Raw genomic sequence first — 19,801 nt, forward strand, 5'->3', positions numbered from 1 at the left:
ACACCATGAGCCACGTAGCCCGGAGCAGGGGGAGGGCCGGTTTCATCACCGGCTTCCTCTTCGCGCCCCTCGCGCTGTACTTGACCTTCGTCATCTGGCCGTACGTGCAGACGTTCGGCTATTCCTTCACCAACTGGACGGGGCAGTCCCCGACGTTCGATTTCGTCGGCCTGGACAACTACGCGACGTTGCTGCAGGACGAGGTCTTCCGCGGCGCGCTCTGGCACAACCTGCTGCTCCTGGTGTTCGTCCCGGTGATCACCATCCTGCTCGCCCTCTTCTTCGCCTTCATGGTGAACGCGGGAGGGCGCAGCGGGGCGGGCGGCGTGCAGGGCGTCGGCGGCTCGCGCTTCTACAAGATCGTCTACTTCTTCCCGCAGGTCCTCTCCCTCGCCATCCTCGCCGTCTTGTTCGGCGCGATCTACCGCAGCGACGAGGGAGGCCTGCTCAACGGCTTCCTCGTCAAGACCGGCCTGATCTCCGCACAGCACCCCGTCGAGTGGCTCAACGAGCCCAACTTCGTGCTCTGGTGCCTGCTGTTCGTGGTCGTCTGGCACGGCGTCGGCTTCTACCTCGTGCTGTTCTCGGCGGCCATGCAGTCCGTCCCCAAGGACATCTACGAGGCCGCCCTGCTCGACGGCGCCGGACGCGCCCAGACCTTCTTCAAGGTCACGCTGCCCCTGCTGTGGGATTCTGTGCAGACCTCCGCGGTCTACCTGGGCATTGCCGCGATGGACATGTTCGTCCTCGTGTCGACCATGACCTCGGGCCAGTTCGGCGGCGGACCCGACCACCACAGCGAGGTCATGGCGACGGTGCTGATGCGCAACTTCCTGTACTTCGGCAAGAGCGGCTACGCCTGCGCCATGGGCGTGGTCATGCTCGTCCTGACCATGATCCTGTCCGTCATCACGCTGCGTGCCACCCGCCGCGAGCGCATCGAGTTCTGAGCGGAGTTCCACGATGGCTGCACAGACCACAGTGATCAAGGATCCGGGCGACAAGGCCGCGGAGCGGTCCGGGAAGCCCGGCCGGACGGGGGAGGGGGACGAGCGCCGCTCCGAGGGCGTGGTCCTCAACGTCTTCTCGCACGGGTTCCTCGTCCTCTGGGCGATAATGATCGTGCTTCCGCTGATCTGGCTCGCGCTCGGCGCCTTCAAGACCGACGCCCAGATCGGCGGCTCGGCCCTCAGCTGGCCCGCCAACTGGCACTTCGACGCCTTCGGCCGGGCCTGGGACAAGGGCATCGGCGGCTACTTCGCCAACACCCTCGTCGTGCTCGTCTTCTCGGTGCCGCTGACCATGCTGTTCGGCTCGATGGCCGCGTACGTACTGGCCCGCTACCCCTTCAAGGGCAACCGGGTCATCTACTACTTCTTCGTCAGCGGGGCGATGTTCCCGGTGTTCCTGGCGCTCGTACCGCTGTTCTTCATGGTCAAGCGCTTCGACATGCTGAACACCTACCAGGGTCTGATCCTGGTGTACGTCGCCTACTCGATGCCGTTCACCGTCTTCTTCATGCACTCCTTCTTCCGGACGCTGCCCACGGCCATCCACGAGGCGGCGGTCATCGACGGGGCCTCCGACACCCGGATCTTCTTCCAGGTGATGCTGCCGATGGCCAAGCCCGGCCTGATCAGCGTCGGGATCTTCAACGTGCTGGGCCAGTGGAACCAGTACATCCTGCCCGCCGTGCTGATGCAGCCGCAGACGAGCGGCGAGCCCGAGCGCTACATGCTCACGCAGGGGCTCGTCCAGCTCCAGTACCAGATGGGCTACGAGACCGACCTGCCGGTGCTGTTCGCCGGAGCCACCATCGCGATCATCCCGATGCTGGCGGTCTACCTGTCCTTCCAGCGGCAGATCCAGGCCGGCCTGACCTCCGCCACCCTCAAGTAGCGCGCGGCCCGGCCGGCCCGGCTCGGGCGGGCTTCCTAGAGCCAGGTGTTGAACGTGCGGATGTACCAGGTCTTCACGAGCTGGGTGAGCGTGCAGTACGCGAGCAGCACGCCGATCAGCCACGGGAAGTAGCTCGCCGGCAGGGCCACGAAGCCCAGCGGGGCGGCCAGGGGGGAGAACGGCAGGTACAGGCCGGTCAGCACCGCGAGGACCGTCATCGCCATCACCGGCCAGGAGGCGCGGGACCGGACGAAGGGGATCTTGCGGGTACGGATCATGTGGACGACCAGGGTCTGCGAGAGCAGGCCCTCGATGAACCAGCCGGATTGGAAGAGCGACGCACCGGCCTCGCTGTTGGCGCCGAAGACGTTCCACATGATCAGGAACATCGAGATGTCGAAGACGGAGCTGACGGGGCCGATGGTCACCATGAAGCGGAAGATGCCCTTGGCGTCCCAGTTGCGGGGCCGCCGCAGGTACTCCTCGTCCATCCGGTCCCAGGGCGTCGCCAGCTGGGAGATGTCGTAGACCAGGTTCTGCACCAGCAGCATGATCGCGAGCATCGGCTGGAAGGGGATGAAGGCGCTCGCCACCAGCACCGAGAAGACATTGCCGAAGTTCGACGACGCCGTCATCTTGATGTACTTGATCGTGTTGCCGAAGGTGGTCCGGCCCTGTTCCACGCCCTGCTCCAGGACGGTCAGGTCCTTCTCCAGCAGGATGATGTCCGCCGACTCCTTGGCGATGTCGACGGCGGTGTCGACCGAGATGCCGACGTCGGAGTCGCGCAGCGCGGCCGCGTCGTTGATGCCGTCGCCGAGGAACCCGACGGTGTGTCCGCCGGCCTGCAGGGCCCGCACGATACGGGCCTTCTGGACCGGGTTGACCTTGGCGAAGACCGTCGTACGGGCGGCCAGTGCGCGCAGCGCCGGCTCGTCGAGGCCGTCGATCTCGGAGCCGAGCACCACGTGGCCCACGTCGATGCCGACGTCGGCGCAGACCCGGGCGGCCACCAGGTCGTTGTCGCCGGTGACGACCTTGACCGCGATGCCCTTGTCGGCCAGGCCCTGCAGGGCCCGGGCGGCGTCGGCCTTCGGCGGGTCGAGGAAGGCGAGGAAGCCGATCAGCGTCAGCCCGTCCTCGTCGGCGACCGTGTAGGTGTCGCGCGGCGCGGCGATCGTGCGGGTGGCGACGGCCAGGACCCGCAGGCCCTTGCGGTTGTTGTCCTCGGCGATGCGGGTGACGTGCCGGCGCAGCTGCCCGGTCAGCTCGACAGTCTCGCCGCGGTCGGTCATGTGCGTGCAGAGGTCCAGGACCTCCTCGACCGCACCCTTGGTGATCATGACGTGGTCGGAGCGGCCGGGGTCGCCCACGATGCTGTTGCGGCCCAGGACCACGGACATCCGCCGCCGGGCGAAGTCGAAGGGGATCTCGTCGACCATCGAGAACCGTGCGTCGACGACAACCTCCTCGGCCTCGCCCACGCGGTCGATGACCGCCTGGTCCATCAGGTTCTTCAGGCCGGTCTGGTAGCGCGAGTTGAGGTAGCCGTACTCCAGCACCTCGTCGTCCTCGTCGCCGTGCACGTCCAGGTAGCGGTCCAGGACGATCCGGTCCTCGGTGAGGGTGCCGGTCTTGTCGGTGCAGAGCACGTCCATGGCGCCCAGGTTCTGGATGGCGTTGAGCCGCTTGACGACCACCTTGCGCCGGGACATGGCGACCGCGCCGCGGGCCAGGTTGGCGGAGACCACCATCGGCAGCATCTCGGGGGTCAGGCCGACCGCGACGGCGATACCGAAGAGGAAGGCTTCGTTCCAGTCGCCCTTGGTGAGGCCGTTGACCATGAAGACCACCGGGACCATCACCAGCATGAAGCGGATCAGCAGGAAGCTGACCTTGCGCACGCCGTTGTCGAAGTTGGTCTGCGGGCGCTCGCCGACCAGCGAGCCGGCCATCGAGCCGAAGTAGGTGTCGGCGCCGGTGGCGACGACGACGCCGGTGGCGGTGCCGGAGGTGACCGAGGTCCCCATCAGGCACAGGTTGTCGGCCTCGACCGGGTCCGTGGTGCTCTGCCGGCCGAGGTCCTCCGTCCGCGTGTCGGCCTTGGCGACCGGCAGGGACTCGCCCGACAGCGCGGCCTGGCTGACCATCAGGTCCTTGGAGGCGATCAGCCGCAGGTCGGCCGGGATCAGATCGCCGGCCGCCAGCTTGACCACGTCACCCGGGACCACCTGGTCCATCGGCACTTCGAAGGTGGTGGGCCCGGAGCCGCTGCCGGCCCGGCGCTGGACCGCGCAGGTGGTGGTGACGAGCTTCCTCAGCGCGTCGGCGGCGCGGCCCGAGCGGTATTCCTGCCAGAAGCGCAGCAGCCCGCTGATGCCCATCATCACGGAGAGGATGACGACGCCCGGGTCCGCCGGGTCCTGCCAGTACATGACGGCGGCCAGGAAGGCCAGGACGCCGATGAAGGGGTTCCAGTACGCCTTGCCCAGCTGGACGAACCAGAGCGGGGCGCGGTCCTGGGCGACGGCGTTGCGGCCGTGCCGCTCCAGGCGCAGCGCCGCCTCGGCGTGGGTGAGGCCGTTGCGGGAGGCGTCCACGGACTGCAGTGCGTGGGTGCCCGGGCGGGTGCTGAGACCGGCGAGGCGCTCGCCGACGAGGAGGGTACGGGACTCCAGCTCGGCGGCCTTGCGCTCGCGGCGGGTCCGGCCCGGCGGCGCGAGCTTCGCGGGAGTACGAGGGGCGAGCATGGTCATGACGAATACCTCCCTCCACGGCGTCCGGGCAGCGCGAAGCCGCCCGGTCACGTGGAGTGATCATGGGTCGGCGCACGGTGCCGCGGACGGGCCCGGGATGCGCCGAGGGCATGGATGACGTATGCCTGACAGAAGGATCAGGACATGCGGAAGGAAGGGGGAGAGCCGGAAACGCGAAACGCACGGAGGCGCGGTGGATCACCGCGGCCGTGCGCGCTCAGGGAAAGCCGATTGATCAGCAGATCGACAGATCAGCCGACGAGGGCGAGAGCGCGGCAAGGACTTCGATCGGGACTCATCCCGAACACCTCCTCGCATCGCGCTGTCATGACGGGGCGCGGTCCGGCCGTAAGGCCGCAGAGGACCGGCGCCTCAGCGACCGTAACACGATCTCGACGACCGTTCTCTCCCTCTTGTGGTTGATCGTGACGGTTTGGTGCTGTGTCAGCCTCTTGACGTCTGGATGCGCAAAGGCTCGACTTAAGGTTCACAAGTTGGAGAGACGCCGGGGTCTCGGAGCGCGAAGCCGTTCCCCCGGCCGGGGGGCGACGGCTGGCCGTCGCTTATGGGCAGGAGTGGATGAGTCGTGCAGACTCCCGGATCGCAGTCCTCGCTGCATCGCGCGAATCTCGAACGGGTCGTGCGAGCGGTGCGGCTCGCGGGTTCGCTGACCCAGGCGGAGATCGCCCGCACGACCGGACTGTCGGCGGCCACGGTCTCCAACATCGTCCGTGAGCTCAAGGAGGGCGGGACCGTCGAGGTCACCGACACCTCGGCGGGCGGCCGGCGGGCCCGCAGCGTGTCGCTCAGCGGCGACGCGGGCATCGTCATCGGCGTGGACTTCGGCCACACGCACCTGCGGGTGGCCGTCGGCAACCTCGCCCACCAGGTGCTGGCCGAGGAGGCCGAGCCGCTGGACGTGGACGCCTCCTGGGTGGACGGCTTCGACCGGGCGGAAGCGCTGGTCGGACGGCTGATCGCGGGCATCGGGGTGAGCCTGGACAAGGCCATCGGCGTCGGCCTCGGCGTCCCCGGCCCGATCGACGTGGAGTCCGGGACCCTCGGTTCGACCGCCATCCTGCCGGGCTGGGCCGGGATCAACCCGCGCGAGGAGCTCTCGCGGCGCCTCGGCGTGCCCGTGTACGTGGACAACGACGCCAACCTCGGGGCCCTCGGTGAACTCGTATGGGGGAGCGGGCGGGGAGTGAAAGACCTCGCCTACATCAAGGTGGCCAGCGGCGTCGGTGCCGGGCTGGTGATCAACGGTCAGATCTACCGCGGCCCGGGCGGCACGGCGGGCGAGATCGGGCACATCACCCTCGACGAATCCGGCCCGGTCTGCCGCTGCGGGAACCGCGGCTGCCTGGAGACCTTCGCCGCGGCCCGGTACGTGCTCCCGCTGCTCCAGGGCAGCCACGGACCGGAGTTGACGATGGAACGGGTGGTCGAGCTGGCCCGCGACGGGGACCCGGGCTGCCGTCGGGTCGTCACCGACGTGGGCCGTCACGTGGGCAGCGGCGTGGCCAGCCTCTGCAACCTCCTGAACCCGAGCCGGGTGGTCCTCGGCGGTTCTCTCGCGGAGGCGGGTGAACTGGTCCTGGCTCCCATCCGTGAATCAGTGGGGAGGTACGCGATCCCCAGCGCGGCCCGCCAGCTTTCGGTGCTCACGGGCTCTTTGGGCGGTCGGGCCGAGGTGCTGGGCGCACTCGCCCTCGTGCTCAGTGAGATGGGCGATTCGACGCTTTTGTCAGATCATGGAGGTGGAGTGCGAACTCCAGCCGCCATGTCTTCAGTTAGATAACGGATGGCACCGTTGTCATCTCGTTAAGGATTCACTCCTTGACGGCAAACTTGCGGCCGGGGTTGACTCACACCCACCTCGGCCGCAGCGTTGCGGCCTCGTCAGGGAGGTTCAAGTAATGAACACGCGTATGCGCAGAACCGCTGTAGCCGTCGCCGCCGGTGCCATGGCCGTCTCGCTCGCCGCCTGCGGCAGCGCCAAGGAGGCCGGAGACAAGACCAAGGAGACCGGCGCCGCGGCGGGTGATGCGATCAAGGTCGGTCTCCTGCTCCCGGAGAACCAGACCGCGCGCTACGAGAAGTTCGACAAGCCGCTCATCGAGAAGACGGTCAAGGACCTCACCGGCGGCAAGGGCGAGGTCGTCTACGCCAACGCCAAGCAGGACGCGACCACCCAGAACTCCCAGGTCGACACGATGATCACCAACAAGGTGAACGTCCTCATCGTCGACGCGGTGGACTCCAAGGCCATCGCCGGCTCGGTCAAGAAGGCCAAGGACGCCGGCATCCCGGTCGTGGCCTACGACCGCCTGGCCGAGGGCCCGATCGACGCCTACACCTCCTTCGACAACGAAGAGGTCGGCAAGGTCCAGGGCAAGGCGCTGCTCGAGGCGCTGGGCGACAAGGCCAAGGACGGCCAGATCGTCATGATGAACGGCTCGGTCACCGACCCGAACGCCAAGCTCTTCAAGTCCGGCGCGCACTCCGTCCTCGACGGCAAGGTGAACATCGGCAAGGAGTACGACACCGTCGAGTGGAAGCCGGAGAACGCCAACACCAACATGGCGGCCGCCCTCTCGGCGCTCGGCAAGGACAAGGTCATCGGCGTCTACTCCGCCAACGACGGCATGGCGGGCGGCATCATCACCGCCCTCAAGGCCGCCGGCCTGTCCACCCTGCCCCCGGTCACCGGCCAGGACGCCGAACTCGCCGGTGTCCAGCGCATCGTCGCGGGCGAGCAGTTCATGAGCGTCTACAAGCCGTACGCCCCCGAGGCCGCGGCCGCGGCGAAGATGGCCGTCGCCCTCGCCAAGGGCGAGAAGGTCACCGGCGTCACCACCTCCACGGTCGACAGCCCGACCACCAAGGGCGTTCCGTCCGTGCTGATCCCGGTCGTCTCGCTCACCAAGAACAACATCAAGGACACCGTCATCAAGGACGGCGTCTACACGGCCGACGAGATCTGCACCGACAAGTACGCGGCCGCCTGCGCCACCCTCGGCCTCAAGTAAGGCCCCCGTCGCCCACGAGGCGGCCCCCGTGCCTGACCGGCGCCCCGCACCTTCTTCCCCGCCACCCGCGGGGCGCCGGGCAGAAACGTTCTCCCTAAGCCTTTATTTCCCCCATTCGCCCCGCTCCTGCTCTTTTGCACGACATCCCCGCCGGTCAGGCGGCGAAGGAGATGGTTCATGTGTCCGCTGCGCCCGTGCTGGCGTTGCGAGGGGTCTCGAAGCGGTTCGGCGCCGTTCAGGCCCTGACCGACGTAGAACTCGAGATCCACTCCGGTGAAGTGGTCGCCCTCGTCGGCGACAACGGCGCCGGCAAGTCCACGCTGGTCAAGACGATCGCCGGCGTGCACCCCATCGATGACGGCGTCATCGAGTGGGAGGGCCGCCCGGTCTCCATCAGCAAGCCCCACGACGCCCAGAACCTGGGCATCGCGACGGTCTACCAGGACCTCGCCCTGTGCGACAACATCGATGTCGTCGGCAACCTCTTCCTCGGCCGCGAGCTCAAGCGCCGCGGTGTCCTGGACGAGGTGGAGATGGAGCGCCGTGCCCGCGAGCTCCTGACCACGCTGTCCATCCGGATCCCCAGCGTCCGGATCCCCATCGCCTCGCTCTCCGGCGGTCAGCGCCAGACCGTGGCCATCGCCCGGTCGATGCTGGGCGAGCCCCAGCTCGTCATCCTCGACGAGCCCACCGCCGCCCTCGGCGTCGAGCAGACCGCACAGGTCCTCGACCTCGTGGAACGGCTGCGCGAGCGCGGCCACGCCGTCATCCTCATCAGCCACAACATGGCCGATGTGAAGGCCGTCGCCGACAAGGTGGCGGTCCTGCGGCTGGGCCGCAACAACGGCGTCTTCAAGGTCGCCGAGACCTCGCAGGAAGAGATCATCTCCGCCATCACCGGAGCCACGGACAACGCCGTGACCCGCCGGGCGGCCCGCACCGGGGAGGCCGGCAAGTGAGCACCGAGAATCCAGCCACCGACAAGCACCACGCGCACGCCGAAGCGGTCGCGGACCTGGCGAACCCCGCCGCCCCGGCGGACGCCATCCCCGCGGTGGACCCCCGCCTGCTGGTGCGCGAGCAGGGCTTCGGCGGCTACGTGACCGAGTTCGGCCGCAAGCTGAAGGCCGGCGACCTGGGCTCCGTACCGGTCGTCCTCGGCCTGATCATCATCTGGTCCATCTTCCAGGGCCTGAACTCGAACTTCCTCTCCCCGGAGAACCTGACCAACATCGCGATCACGATGGTCGCCACCGGCATGATGGCCGTCGGCATCATCTTCGTGCTGCTGCTCGGCGAGATCGACCTCTCGGTCGGCTCGGTCAGCGGCGTCTCGGGCGCGATCGTCGCCGTCCTCGCCGTCACCAACGGCGTGAACGAATGGCTGGCCATCCTCGCGGCCATCGCGGGCGGCGCCCTGATCGGCTCCATCCACGGCTTCTTCTTCGCCAGGATCGGCGCCCCGGCCTTCGCGGTCACCCTGTCGGGCCTGCTCTTCTGGTCCGGCGCCATGCTGCAGATCCTCGGCAGCAACGGCACGATCAACCTCGACTCCGAGGGTGTGGTCGGGCAGCTGACCACGTACTTCTTCTCGGAGGTGGCCGTCGGCTACGGCCTGGCGGCGGTCGCGGTGGCCGGGTACTTCCTCGCCACCTTCTTCGACAACCGCCGCCGCGAGGCCGCCGGGGTGCCGTCCCGGCCGCTCGGTGAGATCCTGCTGCGCACCGGCCTGCTCGCGGTGTTCACCTTCGGCCCCGCGATCGTGTTCAACCAGTACAAGGGCCTGCCGCTCGCGGTGGTGCTGTTCGTGCTGGCCCTGGTCGCCACGGACTTCGTGCTGCGCCGCACGACCTTCGGCCGAAACGTTTTCGCACTCGGCGGCAGCGTCGAGGCCTCCCGCCGCGCGGGCATCAACGTCACCGGGATCCGCATCACGGTCTTCGCCATCGCCGGAACCTTCGCCGCCATCGGCGGACTCTTCTGGGCCTCCAAGATCGCGGCGGCCAACCAGAGCGCCGGCGCCGGCGACCTGCTGATGAACGTGATCGCGGCGGCCGTCATCGGCGGCACCAGCCTCTTCGGCGGCCGGGGCCGGACCTGGAACGCCCTCCTCGGCGTCATGGTCATCACCTCGATCCAGTACGGTCTGGCCCTGGAGGGAATCGCGACTCCGATCCAGTACATGATCACGGGTGCCGTGCTGCTGGCCACCGTGGTCATCGACTCGGTCACGCGCAAGACCCAGAAGACGGCCGGACGGGCCTGACGCCCACCCGGTCGCCCGGGTCGCCGGTAAGACCCGTCACAGTGCCCGGTGCCACTTCGTGTGGCGCCGGGCATCGTGCGTGCACGGATGCCGGCAAGTCGCGTACGCCTGTGCGGGTATACGCCCGTTTGTGATGTGTGACCCCGGGGCGGTGCGTACATGTATGACAAAGGTGTGACCCTCCCGGGACGGCCCGATGCCCGCGCCCGCCGACGGAACATTAGACTCGACAGACCAGCAAGCAACTGCAAGGAGGCACGGGTGCTGCTGACCCGCATCAAGGGACCGCGCGATCTGGACCGGCTCAGCCAGGAGGAGCTCGACCAGCTCGCCGCCGAGATCAGGTCCTTCCTCGTCGACGCCGTCTCCAAGACCGGCGGGCACCTCGGCCCCAACCTCGGGGTGGTCGAACTGACGATCGCCCTGCACCGGGTCTTCGACTCGCCCAAGGACAAGGTCCTCTTCGACACCGGCCACCAGGCCTACGTCCACAAGCTGCTCACGGGCCGCCAGGACTTCGGCAACCTGCGCGCCAAGGGAGGCCTGTCCGGCTACCCCTCGCGCGCCGAGTCCGAGCACGACGTGATCGAGAACTCGCACGCCTCCACCGTGCTGGGCTGGGCCGACGGCATCGCCAAGGCCAACGAGGTGCTCGGCCGCGAGGACCACCACGTCGCCGCCGTCATCGGCGACGGCGCGCTGACCGGCGGCATGGCCTGGGAGGCGCTGAACAACATCGCCGCCGCCAAGGACCGCCCGCTGGTCATCGTCGTCAACGACAACGAGCGCTCGTACGGCCCCACCATCGGCGGCCTCGCGAACCACCTGGCGACCCTGCGCACCACGGACGGCTACGAGCGCTTCCTGGCCCGCGGCAAGGACCTCCTGGAGCGCACGCCGGTCGTCGGCAAGCCGCTCTACGAGACCCTGCACGGCGCCAAGAAGGGCCTCAAGGACTTCATCGCCCCGCAGGGCATGTTCGAGGACCTGGGCCTGAAGTACATCGGCCCCATCGACGGCCACGACATCGAGGCCCTGGAGTCGGCCCTGCAGCGCGCCAAGCGCTTCAGCGGCCCGGTCATCGTGCACTGCCTCACCCAGAAGGGCCGCGGCTACGAGCCCGCCGTCCAGGACGAGGCGGACCGCTTCCACGCGGTCGGCGTCATCCACCCGGACACCGGCCTGCCGGTCTCCACCGACGCCGCCAGCTGGACCTCCGTCTTCGCCGACGAGATGGTCAAGCTCGGCAAGGAGCGCCAGGACATCGTCGCGATCACCGCGGCCATGCTCCAGCCGGTCGGCCTGAAGAAGTTCGCCGACGCCTACCCCGACCGGATCTTCGACGTCGGCATCGCCGAGCAGCACGGCGCCACTTCGGCGGCGGGCCTGGCCACCGGCGGCGCCCACCCGGTCTTCGCGGTGTACGCCACCTTCCTCAACCGCGCCTTCGACCAGGTCCTGATGGACGTCGCCCTGCACAAGTGCGGGGTCACTTTCGTCCTGGACCGCGCCGGTGTCACCGGCACCGACGGCGCCTCCCACAACGGCATGTGGGACATGTCCATCCTCCAGGTCGTCCCCGGCCTGCGCCTGGCCGCCCCGCGCGACGCGGAGCAGCTGCGCGCCCAGCTGAACGAGGCCGTCCTGGTCAAGGACGCGCCGACCGTGGTGCGCTTCTCCAAGGGCGTCGTCGGCCCGGCCGTTCCGGCCGTCGGCCGCATCGGCGGCATGGACGTCCTGCGCGCGCCGGCCCCCGAGGTCACCCGGCCGGACGTACTGCTCGTCTCGGTCGGCGCACTCGCCCCGATGTGCCTGGACATCGCCGACCTGCTGGACAAGCAGGGCATCTCCGCCACCGTCGTGGACCCCCGATGGGTGAAGCCGGTGGACGAGGCGCTGGCCCCGCTCGCCGACCGCCACCGCGTGGTCGTCACCGTCGAGGACAACAGCCGCGCCGGCGGCGTCGGTTCCGCCGTCGCCCAGGCCCTGCGGGACGCGGGGGTCGACGTGCCGCTGCGCGACTTCGGCATCCCGCAGCGCTTCCTCGACCACGCCACCCGCAAGGAGGTCATGGCCGAGATCGGGCTGACCGCTCCGGACATCGCCCGGCAGGTCACCGGCCTGGTGGCCAAGCTGGACGGGCGTTACGACAGCGAGCCGGCCGCCGCCGTCGACTAGGACGGGCACCGGCCACCGGATCCACGCGCGGTTGCACGTCACGGGCCGGGAGATCACCCTTGAAGGGGTGGGCCTCCCGGCCCGTTCGCGTGCGTCACCTTGTCGGAGGTGCGTTGGTGAGTACGGATCTGAACAGTCCATTCCGGACCAAGTCGGTCGAGCAGTCCATCCGCGACACCGAGGAGCCGGAACACGCGCTCAAGAAGTCGCTCTCGGCCTGGGACCTGACCGTCTTCGGCGTCGGCGTCATCATCGGCACCGGCATCTTCGTCCTCACCGGCAAGGTCGCCAAGGAGACCGCCGGCCCCGCCACCGCCCTGGCCTTCGTGGCCGCGGGCGTGGTGTGCGCGCTCGCCGCTCTCTGCTACGCCGAGTTCGCGTCGACCGTCCCCGTCGCCGGTTCCGCGTACACCTTCTCGTACGCCTCGATCGGCGAGCTGCCGGCCTGGATCATCGGCTGGGACCTCGTACTCGAGTTCGCCCTCGGCACCGCGGTCGTCGCCGTCGGCTGGTCGGGCTACGTCCGCTCGCTGATGGACAACGCCGCGATCCATCTACCGGTCTCGCTCCAAGGGCCGGACACCCCGGGCGGCAGCTTCGACCTGCTGGCGTTCGTGCTGGTGCTGGTGCTCACCGCGATCCTGGTCGTCGGGGTGAAGCTGTCCGCGCGGATCACGGCGATCGTCGTCGCGATCAAGGTCACGGTGGTGCTCATCGTCATCATCGCGGGCCTGTTCTTCATCAAGGGCAGCAACTACAAGCCCTTCATCCCGGAGGCGGTGAAACAGGAGGGCGGCGCGGGGCTCGACGCTCCGCTGGTCCAGCTGATCTTCGGCTACGAGCCCACCAACTTCGGCATCATGGGCATCTTCACCGCGGCCTCCGTCGTGTTCTTCGCCTTCATCGGCTTCGACGTGGTCGCCACGGCCGCCGAGGAGACCAAGCTGCCGCAGAAGGACATGCCGCGCGGCATCCTCGGCTCGCTGCTGATCTGCACCGTGCTGTACGTGGCCGTCTCGCTCGTGGTGACCGGCATGCAGCACTACAGCGAGCTGTCGGTGAGCGCACCGCTGGCCGACGCCTTCAAATCCGCCGGGCATCCCGTGTACGGCGGCATCATCAGCTTCGGCGCCGCGGTGGGACTCACCACGGTCTGCATGATCCTGCTGCTGGGCCAGACCCGGGTGTTCTTCGCGATGAGCCGAGACGGCCTGCTGCCGCGCTTCTTCTCGGTGACCCACCCGAAGTTCCGTACCCCGTACCGGCCGACGATCCTGCTCGGCGTGATCATCGCGATCGTCGCCGGGTTCACCAGCATCAACGAACTGGCGACGCTGGTGAACATCGGCACGCTGTTCGCCTTCGTGGTCGTGGCGCTCGGCGTGATCATCCTGCGCCGCACCCGCCCCGACCTGCACCGGTCCTTCCGCACCCCGTGGGTGCCCGTGGTGCCGATCCTGTCGATCGCCGCCTCGGTCTGGCTGATGCTCAACCTGCCGGCCGAGACGTGGGTGCGCTTCGGCATCTGGATGGCGGTCGGCATCGTCGTCTACTACGCGTACGGACGCCGCCACAGCCGGCTGGGCCGGCTCGGCGCCGACGCGAAGTACTAGACCGGCGTCAGCCCTTGGCGGGGGAGTCCTTCGCGGAGGCCGGAATCTTCTGGTCCGTGCGGAGGGCTTCCCACAGCCGGGTCGCCTGCGGCTCGGCCACGACCACCCGGTTGGGGTCCACCTTGTCGTAGGCGACCGGCAGCATGATGGTCTCCATCGTCTCCGGGTCCACGCCCTTCATGCTCTGCGCGAAGTCGGAGAGCGCGGTGAGCGAGGCCAGGTCGCGGTCGGTGGTCAGCGACTTGGTCGCGGCGTCGGCGAGCTTGTACAGGCGTGCCGGGTTGCCGAAGGCGTCCTGCTTCTTTATCTCGGACAGCATCGCCATCATGAACTGCTGCTGGAGCCCGATGCGTCCGAGGTCGCTGCCGTCCCCGTAGCCGTAGCGGGTACGGACGAACCTGAGCGAGTCGGTGCCGTTCAGCCGGTGCGTGCCGGCGTCCAGCTTCAGGCCGCCCTTGGCGCCGCTCATCGGCTTGTCCAGGGTGACGGTGACCCCGCCCAGCGCGTCGACCAGCCCCTTGAAGCCGGCGAAGTCCACCTCGACGAAGTGGTCCACGCGGACGCCGGACAGCTGCTCGACGGTGTTGACCACGCAGGCCGGACCGGCCAGCGAGTAGACGGAGTTGAACATGACCCGCTTCGCCGACGGCAGGGTCTTGCCGTCCTTCTTGCACTCGGGCCGGGTGACCAGCGTGTCGCGGGGGATGCTCACCGCGGTCGCCTTGGTCCGGCCCTCGGGTATGTGCACCAGCATCGCGGTGTCCGAGCGGGCCCCGCTGACGTCGCCGTGGTCGAGGTCGCCGTTGGCCCCGGCCCGCGAGTCGGAGCCGAGCACCAGGATGTTCTGCGCGTTCGCGACCACCTTCGGCGGCCGGTTGTCGCCGATGGCCTGATCCAGGTCGACGCTGGAGATGTTGCCGTCGAGGTGGCTGTACGCCCACCAGCCGGCCCCGGCCGCGCCCAGGATCAGCACGGCGACCAGCAGCAGGGTGATCCGCAGAATGCGGCGTCGGCGGCGCCTGGGCCGCGCGTGCGTGTCCGTCATGGGGGTGAATCTTAGACAGATATTCGAATGACCGAGGCCCGCCCCCGGAAGGGGGCGGGCCAGGCCGTGAATTACCCGTCCGCGACCCGGACTAGGCCGGGACGCTCGCCAGGCCGGGGGCGAGGAACTTCTTGCCGTTCACGCGCTCCGAGATGCCTTCACGGTCCAGGTACGGCGTGATGCCGCCCAGGTGGAAGGGCCAGCCGGCACCGGTGATGAGGCAGAGGTCGATGTCCTGGGCCTCGGCCACGACACCCTCCTCCAGCATCAGGCCGATCTCCTGCGCCACCGCGTCCAGGACGCGGTCGCGGACCTGCTCCTCCGTCAGGACGACGTCGCCCTGCACCAGGAGGGCGGAGACCTCGGGGTCCAGCTCCGGCTTCCCGGAGTCGTAGACGTAGAAGCCGCGCTTGCCGGCCTTGACGACCGCAGCCAGGTTCGGGGAGACGGTGAAGCGCTCCGGGAAGGCGCGGTTCAGGGTCTCGGAGACGTGCAGACCGATCGCCGGGCCGACGAGCTCCAGCAGCACCAGCGGGGACATCGGCAGGCCGAGCGGCTCGATGGCCTTCTCCGCCGTGACCACCGGGGTGCCCTCGTCGATGACGTTCTGGATCTCGCCCATGAAGCGGGTCAGGATGCGGTTCACGACGAACGCCGGGGCGTCCTTGGTGAGGACCGCGGTCTTCTTCAGCTTCTTGGCGACACCGAAGGCCGTGGCCAGCGAGGCCTCGTCCGTCTGCTCACCGCGGACGATCTCCAGCAGGGGGAGGATCGCGACCGGGTTGAAGAAGTGGAAGCCGACCACGCGCTCCGGGTGCTGGAGCTTGGAGGCCATCTCGGACACCGACAGCGAGGAGGTGTTGGTCGCGAGGATCGCGTGCGCCGGGGCGACCGCCTCGACCTCCGCGAACACCTTCTGCTTGACGGACATCTCCTCGAACACGGCCTCGATGATGAAGTCCGCGTCCGAGAAGCCCTCGGCCTTGTCCAGGACACCGGTCACCAGGGCGGTCAGGCGGTTGGCCTTGTCCTGGTTGATGCGGCCCTTGCCGAGCAGCTTCTGGATCTCGGCGTGGACGTAGCCCACGCCCTTGTCCACGCGCTCCTGGTCGATGTCGGTGAGGACCACCGGCACCTCCAGGCGGCGCAGGAAGAGCAGCGCCAGCTGCGAGGCCATCAGACCCGCGCCGACCACGCCGACCTTGGTGACCGGACGGGCCAGGGACTTGTCCGGGGCACCGGCCGGGCGCTTGCCGCGCTTCTGGACCAGGTTGAAGGCGTAGATGCCCGAGCGCAGCTCGCCGCCCATGATGAGGTCGGCCAGGGCCGTGTCCTCGGCGTCGAAGCCGGCCTGCAGGTCGCCGTCCTTGGCCGCGGCGATGATGTCCAGCGCGCGGTACGCGGCCGGAGCGGCGCCGTGCACCTTGGAGTCCGCGATGAAGCGGCCCTTGGCGACGGCCGCGTCCCAGGCCTCGCCGCGGTCGATCTCTGCGCGGACGACCTCGGTGGTGCCGTTCAGGACGTTCGCGGTCCACAGGAGCGACTGCTCCAGGAAGTCCGCGCCCTCGAAGAGCGCGTCGGCGATGCCGAGCTCGAAGACCTGCTTGCCCTTGAGCTGACGGTTCTGGTTGAGCGAGTTCTCGATGATGACCGAGACCGCGCGCTCCGCGCCGATCAGGTTCGGGAGCAGGGCGCAGCCGCCCCAGCCCGGGACCAGACCGAGGAAGACCTCGGGCAGCGAGAAGGCCGGGATGGCCTTGGAGACGGTGCGGTAGGTGCAGTGCAGACCGACCTCGACGCCGCCGCCCATCGCCGCGCCGTTGTAGTACGCGAAGGTCGGGACGGCGAGCGCGGCGAGACGCTTGAAGACGTCGTGGCCGCCCTTGCCGATGGCGAGCGCCTCGTCGTGCTTCTTCAGCAGCTCGACACCCTTGAGGTCGGCGCCGACCGCGAAGATGAACGGCTTGCCGGTGATGCCCGCGCCGACGATGGAGCCCGCGAGGGCCTCCTGCTCGACCTGGTCGATCGCCGTGTTCAGGTTGGCGAGGGACTGCGGGCCGAACGTGGTCGGCTTGGTGTGGTCGAAGCCGTTGTCCAGCGTGATGAGCGCGAAGCGCCCGGCGCCGAACGGCAGGTCCAGGTGGCGGACGTGCGCGGACGTGACGACCTCGTCCGGGAACAGCTCGGCCGCGCCCTTCAGGAGCTCAGCGGTGGTGCTCACTTGGAGTCTCCCTCGGAGTTGAAGTTCGGGTTCTCCCAGATGACCGTGGCGCCCATGCCGAAGCCGACGCACATGGTGGTCAGGCCGTAGCGGACGTGCGGCTGCTCCTCGAACTGGCGGGCCAGCTGCGTCATCAGACGCACGCCGGAGGAGGCCAGCGGGTGGCCGAACGCGATGGCGCCGCCGTACTGGTTCACGCGGGCGTCGTCGTCGGCGATGCCGTAGTGCTCCAGGAAGGCCAGGACCTGGACCGCGAAGGCCTCGTTGACCTCGAACAGGCCTATGTCCTCGATGGACAGGCCGGCCTGGGCGAGGGCCTTGTCGGTGGCCGGGATCGGGCCGTAGCCCATGACCTCCGGCTCGACACCCGCGAAGGAGTACGAGACGAGGCGCATCTTGACCGGGAGGTTGTTCTCGCGGGCGAAGTCCTCGGACGCGATGATCGCGGCGGTGGCACCGTCGTTGAGACCGGCGGCGTTGCCCGCGGTGACCCGGCCGTGCGTACGGAACGGGGTCTTCAGGCCGGCCAGGTTCTCCAGGGTGGTACCCGGGCGCATCGGCTCGTCGGTGGTGACCAGGCCCCAGCCCGTCTCACCCGCGGCCTCGTTGGTGTTGCGCACCGAGATCGGGACCAGGTCCTGCTGGATCTTGCCGTCGGCGTACGCCTTGGCGGCCTTCTCCTGCGAGCGCACGGCGTACTCGTCGGCGCGGAGCTTGGTGATCGTCGGGTACCGGTCGTGCAGGTTCTCGGCGGTCATGCCCATGAACAGGGCGGACTCGTCGACCAGCTTCTCGGAGACGAAGCGCGGGTTCGGGTCCACGCCCTCGCCCATGGGGTGGCGGCCCATGTGCTCGACACCGCCGGCGAGGGCGACGTCGTACGCACCGAAGGCCACGCCGCCCGCGACGGCGGTGACGGCGGTCAGCGCGCCGGCGCACATGCGGTCGATCGAGTAGCCCGGGACGGACTGGGGGAGACCCGCGAGGATGCCCGCGGTGCGGCCCAGCGTGAGGCCCTGGTCGCCGATCTGCGTGGTCGCGGCGATGGCGACCTCGTCGATCTTCGCGGGGTCCAGGTCCGGGTTGCGGCGCAGCAGCTCCCGGATCGCCTTCACGACGAGGTCGTCGGCGCGGGTCCCGTTGTAGATGCCCTTCGGGCCCGCCTTGCCGAACGGGGTGCGGACGCCGTCGACGAAGACGACGTCCCTGACGGTACGAGGCACGTTGGCTCTCCTCCAGGTGCGGGTGTGCACTGCTGCGCGGGGGCATGCTCGGCTTACGTCACTGAGCGCCCGCTCACCCGGCCCATGCTACTTGCGGGTAACCCTCGTGCACACCCCCTCCCCGAACAGCGGCGAAGGTCACACCGGCCGGGCCGGGGCCGGGGCGCCCGCCGCGGACCGACCGACGGAACGGACGGGGCCCTCACTCCCCTGGAGTGAGGGCCCCGTCGGCGGTGCCGGGTGCTTCGGTCAGGCGGTCGCGGCCAGGGCCGTGACCAGCGCCGCGGTGACCTGCTCGACCTGCCACGGACGGGCGCCGTAGCCGGCCAGGGCCTCGGCCACGGCGTCCGCCTCGAGCCGCTGCGGCGGCTCCCAGCACAGCCGGCGGACCGTGTCCGGGGTGATCAGGTTCTCCTGGGGCAGGTTCAGCCCCTCCGCCAGCGCCGAGACGGCCGCGCGGGCCGCCGACAGCCGGGCCGCGGCGGCCGGGTCCTTGTCCACCCAGGAACGCGGCGGCGGCGGACCGGCCGGGGTCGCCCCGGGCTGCGGCAGCTCGTTCTCGGGCAGCGCCCTCGCCCGGTCCACGGCCGCCATCCACTGCTCCAGCTGGCGCCGGCCCATGCGCTGCCCGTAGCCGGGCAGGGCGGAGAGGACCTGCACGTTCGCCGGCAGGGCCAGGGCGGCCTCGACGATCGCGGCGTCGCCCAGCACCTTGCCGGGTGACACGTCACGCCGCTGCGCGATCCGGTCCCGCGACTCCCACAGCTCCCGGACGACCGCCATCTGCCGGCGGCGGCGCACCTTGTGCATGCCGGACGTACGGCGCCACGGGTCCTTGCGCGGCGGCGCGGGCGGCGCGGCGGCGATCGCGTCGAACTCCTCGCGGGCCCATGCCAGCTTGCCCTGCCGGTCCAGCTCCTCCTCCAGCGCGTCCCGCAGGTCGACCAGCAGCTCCACGTCCAGGGCGGCGTAGCGCAGCCAGGGCTCGGGGAGCGGTCGGGTCGACCAGTCGACGGCGGAGTGGCCCTTCTCCAGCGCGTAGCCGAGCACGCTCTCGACCATCGCGCCCAGTCCGACCCGCGGGAAGCCGGCGAGGCGGCCGGCCAGCTCGGTGTCGAACAGGGAGGTGGGCACCATGCCTATTTCGCGCAGGCACGGCAGGTCCTGGGTGGCGGCGTGCAGGATCCACTCGGTGCCCGACAGGGCCTCGCCGAGTGCGGAGAGGTCGGGGCAGCCCACGGGGTCGATGAGCGCGGAGCCCGCGCCCTCGCGGCGCAGCTGCACCAGGTAGGCGCGCTGGCCGTAGCGGTATCCGGAGGCGCGCTCGGCGTCGACGGCCACGGGGCCGGTGCCCGCGGCGAAGGCCGCGACCACTCGGGCGAGGGCGTCGGCGTCGGCGACGACCGGGGGGATCCCCTCACGGGGTTCGAGCAACGGAATCGGCGGCCCATCGGACGAACTGACGACGTCGTCCGGGGGGCCGCCCCCGGTGGTGGTGCGCAGGTCTGCTGCGGTCTCTTGGGCGTCGGTCACCGGTCAAGGGTATCCGTGGATGCGATGCGCCCGTC

The 19,801-nt window shown here is 69.4% G+C and carries 13 protein-coding genes; 8 read left to right on the forward strand and 5 right to left on the reverse strand.

Annotation, left to right across the window (positions count from 1 at the left end):
- The first annotated feature begins 5 nt into the window (after positions 1-5).
- A complete protein-coding gene (locus tag ACIPUC_RS24185) occupies positions 6-950 on the forward strand; it encodes a carbohydrate ABC transporter permease (RefSeq protein ID WP_446592070.1) in 945 nt (314 codons plus the stop codon).
- A 13-nt stretch (positions 951-963) separates the two neighbouring features.
- Positions 964-1,899 carry a carbohydrate ABC transporter permease gene (locus ACIPUC_RS24190; RefSeq protein WP_446592072.1) on the forward strand — a complete coding sequence of 312 codons (936 nt, stop codon included), beginning with the start codon at positions 964-966 and terminating at the stop codon, positions 1,897-1,899.
- 35 nt (positions 1,900-1,934) lie between these two features.
- On the opposite strand, the gene mgtA is transcribed toward ACIPUC_RS24190, so the two are convergent.
- Positions 1,935-4,655, reverse strand: a complete 2,721-nt coding sequence (gene mgtA, locus ACIPUC_RS24195) for a magnesium-translocating P-type ATPase (protein WP_446592073.1) — start codon at positions 4,653-4,655, stop codon at positions 1,935-1,937.
- A gap of 586 nt (positions 4,656-5,241) precedes the next feature.
- On the opposite strand from mgtA, the gene ACIPUC_RS24200 reads away from it, so the two are divergent.
- The 6 genes from ACIPUC_RS24200 (at position 5,242) to ACIPUC_RS24225 (ending at position 13,744) form a co-directional block, all read left to right on the forward strand.
- Positions 5,242-6,456 carry an ROK family transcriptional regulator gene (locus ACIPUC_RS24200; RefSeq protein WP_446592074.1) on the forward strand — a complete coding sequence of 405 codons (1,215 nt, stop codon included), beginning with the start codon at positions 5,242-5,244 and terminating at the stop codon, positions 6,454-6,456.
- Between the two features lie 130 nt (positions 6,457-6,586).
- Positions 6,587-7,687, forward strand: a complete 1,101-nt coding sequence (locus ACIPUC_RS24205; RefSeq protein ID WP_446592076.1) for a sugar ABC transporter substrate-binding protein — start codon at positions 6,587-6,589, stop codon at positions 7,685-7,687.
- A gap of 170 nt (positions 7,688-7,857) precedes the next feature.
- Positions 7,858-8,646: an ATP-binding cassette domain-containing protein gene (locus tag ACIPUC_RS24210; RefSeq protein WP_446592077.1), complete on the forward strand. Its 789-nt coding sequence runs from the start codon at positions 7,858-7,860 to the stop codon at positions 8,644-8,646.
- The gene (locus tag ACIPUC_RS24215) at positions 8,643-9,953 is read left to right on the forward strand and encodes a sugar ABC transporter permease (protein WP_446592078.1); all 1,311 of its coding nucleotides are present in this window, start codon (positions 8,643-8,645) and stop codon (positions 9,951-9,953) included. Before ACIPUC_RS24210 ends, ACIPUC_RS24215 begins: the two co-directional genes overlap by 4 nt.
- 261 nt (positions 9,954-10,214) lie before the next feature.
- The gene (dxs, locus tag ACIPUC_RS24220; RefSeq protein WP_446592079.1) at positions 10,215-12,131 is read left to right on the forward strand and encodes a 1-deoxy-D-xylulose-5-phosphate synthase; all 1,917 of its coding nucleotides are present in this window, start codon (positions 10,215-10,217) and stop codon (positions 12,129-12,131) included.
- A 116-nt stretch (positions 12,132-12,247) separates the two neighbouring features.
- On the forward strand, positions 12,248-13,744 hold the full coding sequence (locus ACIPUC_RS24225; RefSeq protein ID WP_446592080.1) for an amino acid permease: 1,497 nt from the start codon (positions 12,248-12,250) through the stop codon (positions 13,742-13,744).
- Positions 13,745-13,751: 7 nt separating this feature from the next.
- Here the strand turns inward: ACIPUC_RS24225 and ACIPUC_RS24230 are convergent, their stop codons facing one another.
- The 4 genes from ACIPUC_RS24230 to ACIPUC_RS24245 form a co-directional block, all read right to left on the reverse strand.
- Entirely contained in the window at positions 13,752-14,789 is a 1,038-nt protein-coding gene (locus ACIPUC_RS24230; protein WP_446592082.1) for an LCP family protein, read from the reverse strand.
- Between the two features lie 91 nt (positions 14,790-14,880).
- Positions 14,881-17,010, reverse strand: coding sequence for a 3-hydroxyacyl-CoA dehydrogenase NAD-binding domain-containing protein (locus ACIPUC_RS24235; protein WP_446592084.1), 2,130 nt, complete (start codon positions 17,008-17,010; stop codon positions 14,881-14,883).
- Positions 17,007-18,233: a thiolase family protein gene (locus ACIPUC_RS24240; protein WP_446592085.1), complete on the reverse strand. Its 1,227-nt coding sequence runs from the start codon at positions 18,231-18,233 to the stop codon at positions 17,007-17,009. The genes ACIPUC_RS24235 and ACIPUC_RS24240 overlap by 4 nt, the downstream gene beginning before the upstream one ends.
- A 249-nt stretch (positions 18,234-18,482) precedes the next feature.
- The gene (locus ACIPUC_RS24245; RefSeq protein WP_446592086.1) at positions 18,483-19,766 is read right to left on the reverse strand and encodes an HRDC domain-containing protein; all 1,284 of its coding nucleotides are present in this window, start codon (positions 19,764-19,766) and stop codon (positions 18,483-18,485) included.
- Positions 19,767-19,801 lie beyond the last annotated feature (35 nt).

This window comes from Streptomyces sp. LARHCF249, from assembly GCF_052871255.1.